Genomic DNA, 3,623 nt, shown 5'->3' on the forward strand with positions numbered 1-3,623 from the left:
CTTTTAAAGCTTCATTATAATCAGGATAAGTTTCTAAAGGAGGTAAAGCTAAATTTGGATTTTCTTTTATTTTTTCTTCATAGGCTTTTTGTTCAAATTTATGTTTATCTTTTATATATGATAATACATAAGGCATTCTTATATATCCTAATATACTTTTTGAATTTTCTATCAAAGTTTGTCCTAGTTTATAAGATAAGTGGTTTTGTATACGAGCTTTAGCTGAATTAGCTTGAATAAAAGTAATTTTAGGATTTATTATGCTCATTTTTATACCCAAAGATTTAGCTAATTTTTTACTTTCTAGTTTTTTGATGATTAGGTCTTGTTCTAAATTAGCTAATTCTAAATGTTGTTTTTTAATAGGGATGGAGTTGAGTTGAGCTTGAAAATCATTTTGTAGATTTTGCTTTTCTTGAATTAAGTTAGATATTTGAGTATTTAAGGATGCTAACTTTCTAGCATCTGTTACTTTGCAATACTCATCTATAATTTCTTTATACCATTCCATTGGGGGTATAAGGTGATTAAAATTATATTCTTTGTCAATTTCCATATTTTCTTTGGCTAGAGTTTCAAAGTCAATATCTTCATTATGATAATCTTTTACAAGCAAAAAAGAAATAAGTCCGACATAATTTAAATTCTTATTGATTTTTGGTTTTTCACAGGGTTGAACTTTTTTATCCATTTCTCCATTTAATTTGCAATTGCACTTAATTTTTGTATTTTCATTTATTTTCAATAATATACTAAATCGCTTTACTGCACCCCCTGGAAATAATAAAGAATTAAAATTGTATTTCCCATCGGTTATTGTTAAAGAAGAGTATAGAATTTGATTTAAATTGCATGCAAATACTGAATGTATATAGTATCCGTAATATTTTTCCGGAAAAAAGAGCTCTTGCTCATCTTTTAACTTTAAAACTATTGGAAAATCCCCACCAATACAAGTTTTTATCCATTCTTTTTTTGCTACTTCATTATTAAATTTCATTTCATCTAAGTGACAAACTTTAAAATGTGTGGTTTGTTTTAATGGTATATTTTTTTTAGGATATTTTAAAGAAGTAAAATTTTTTGCAATGTTTTTTCCTATTTTTTTAAGGATAAAAGAATACAGATGAACGCTGTCGTGAGAAAAAAAATAAAATATTTTCCTTTCAATTCTTAGATCAATTAAATTAAATCCGTAATAATTTGCTAAATAAATATGTAAATTATCTGTGATTTTATTTTGCTGTCTAATTCCAGCGTGTTGAAATAATAAAATAACAATTTTCTTTTTTAGTAGATAAAGATTTTGATATGCTTTATTAATATCTTGACAAGAAATTTCAAAATCTGCTCTGAAATCATCAGTATTGCTTTCACAAATAACCAAATCGGCTTTTTCAAAAAATTTTAACTTTCTAATATCATGAATCCTGTGTAATATAAAAGTACTTGGAGATCCTGTTATGGAAAAATTTTCAACATTCCACCCAGCCATTTTAAATCCTAATGGTATACCTTGTTGATAGGAATGGCTTGAACCTAGAATAACAACATTCATTATAAAGCTTTATCTATTAATTTTTTAATACTAATAAAATTTTCGAAATTTTCAGGAATTAAATCCTCAAAATCTAATTCTATTTTATAGAATTTTTCGATTTCACCAACTAGATTGATTATATCTAAGCTATCAATTCTACCGCTGCTAAACAGATCAACATCAAATTCGTTAATATCTTCTTTTCCAATTTCTTTAAAAAACTGTTTAATCTCTTCCATTTTCTCTCCTTAAAGTTCTTTATAATAATTTCTATCAATCTTACCATTTTGATTGAGTTTAAAACTATCAATTCTTTTAAAATGTTTAGGTATCATATAAAGAGGTAATTTATCTTTTAAAAACATTCTAAAATCAATTTCTTCTTTACTCTCATAAAAACAAATAATTTCTTCTTTAAAAATACAAGCAGAGTTTCTTACTTTATCATGAGAATTAATAATACTTTCTATTTCTCCTAATTCTATTCTATGACCCATGTATTTGATCTGATTATCAGCTCTTCCATAACACAATAATTCTTCAAATTCATTATAAGCAACAATGTCTCCTGTTTTATAGAGTAAATCTAAATAATTATCATGTAAAGGATTTTGTATAAAAGCTTTTTTGGTTTTTTCTTTATCATTGTAATATCCTAAGGATAAAGAAGTTCCTCTTATATATAATTCTCCTTTTTTACCTATTTCTTTAGGACTTATATAATTCATATTCTCATCAAAGACTAAAAGTTCTGTATTTTTACAAGCTTTACCTATAGGTAAGAGTTCATCATCTTTGAAAGGGCGGTTGATGATATGAAAACAAGCAATGATTGTGATTTCAGTAGGACCATAAAGATTGGCAAATAAACTTTGAGGCAAGTGTTTTCTCCAAATGTTTAATTGTTTATTAGGCATAATTTCGCCTGCAAAGAGTATTTTTTTGAGAAAATTTAAAGGATATTTTTTTAAACCTTTTTCATTCGCAAAATAAATCAACACTGAAGGCACCCAAAAGATTGTACTTATTTTTTCTTGTTCTAAGCATTGTAAGACTTTAGCAGGAAAAGCAAAGATATGATTAGGGATGATGTGCAAAGTTGCACCTTTAAATATAGTTGCCATAATATCTGAAACCGAAACATCAAAATAAAATTGAACTTGATTGGCTAAAATATCATTTTTATTAATATCAAATTCATCGCAAAACCAAAACGTATAATCAATCACACTCTTATGAGCTATACTCACTCCTTTAGGAATTCCAGTACTCCCACTGGTAAAAAGCACATAAAGTAAATTAGTATCAATATGGTTTTCTTTAGCTTTAGTGATTAGATTTTCATCAATATTAAAACTTTGAAAATCTTGTGTATAAAGAGTAGGTAATTTTAAATCTAATTTTAATTCTTTAGAAGTAATTAGAAGTTTTGGTTTTAAAACTTCTATAACTTTTTCTATTCTTTCTTTAGGACTTTTTTCATCTAAGAGTGTATAAAAGTTTCCACTTAAGGCTACACCAAAAAAAGAAATCAAACAATCAATGCCTTTAGGTAAGATAATAAGAATGGCTTTTTGTAAAGGTAAGGTATCATTATCTAAAGTTCTTAAAATTTCACTGGCAACTTTTTTAGAATAAAGATCAAATTCTTTATAAGTGATTTCTTTTTTACCTTCTTTGGCAAAAGGTTCAACAAAGGCTATTTTTTCACTAAAATTTTCAACGCTTTTTTCCAGGAAGTTATAGATGTGGGTGAGCATGGGAGAAAGCCTTTATAGTGAAATTAAAATTTGATTATACCCCCCCCCAGTTAATGTATGCTTAAAAAATTCTTTAATTTTAAAAAAATAAGAAATACTTAACTCTTTCTTATTTTTTTGCAAATTTCACCCCTTCTTCCCAAATTCCCTCTTCAACCTAGGAACATCTTTGAATATAAATTTGATATACCCCCCCCCATACCAATTTTTATTAGCCTGCATTAAAGCTTCGCCTAGTTTATAAGTAAAACATTCTTTTTCTTTTAAAGCTTCATTATAATCAGGATAAGTTTCTAAAGGAGGTAAAGCTAAATTTGGATTTT

At 26.5% G+C, this 3,623-nt stretch carries 3 protein-coding genes and 1 pseudogene; all 4 read right to left on the reverse strand.

Annotated elements, in window-relative coordinates; translation table 11 throughout:
- Positions 1 to 1,558 (reverse strand): hypothetical protein (locus AJN64_RS09595; protein ID WP_261665688.1); only part of this gene is annotated, 1,558 nt, incomplete at its 3' end.
- Positions 1,558 to 1,779 (reverse strand): acyl carrier protein, encoded by a 222-nt coding sequence (locus tag AJN64_RS00020; RefSeq protein ID WP_053872728.1) that lies wholly within the window; start codon positions 1,777 to 1,779, stop codon positions 1,558 to 1,560. The genes AJN64_RS00020 and AJN64_RS09595, both read right to left, overlap by 1 nt.
- A gap of 9 nt (positions 1,780 to 1,788) precedes the next feature.
- Complete coding sequence (locus AJN64_RS00025) at positions 1,789 to 3,300, reverse strand: amino acid adenylation domain-containing protein (protein ID WP_070292514.1); 1,512 nt, start codon at positions 3,298 to 3,300, stop codon at positions 1,789 to 1,791.
- 126 nt (positions 3,301 to 3,426) lie between these two features.
- Positions 3,427 to 3,623 (reverse strand): annotated as a pseudogene (locus tag AJN64_RS00030) (sugar transferase); the annotation flags it as partial.

It is taken from the genome of Campylobacter sp. BCW_4332 (assembly GCF_001763175.1).
Taxonomy (GTDB): Bacteria; Campylobacterota; Campylobacteria; order Campylobacterales; family Campylobacteraceae; genus Campylobacter_D; species Campylobacter_D jejuni.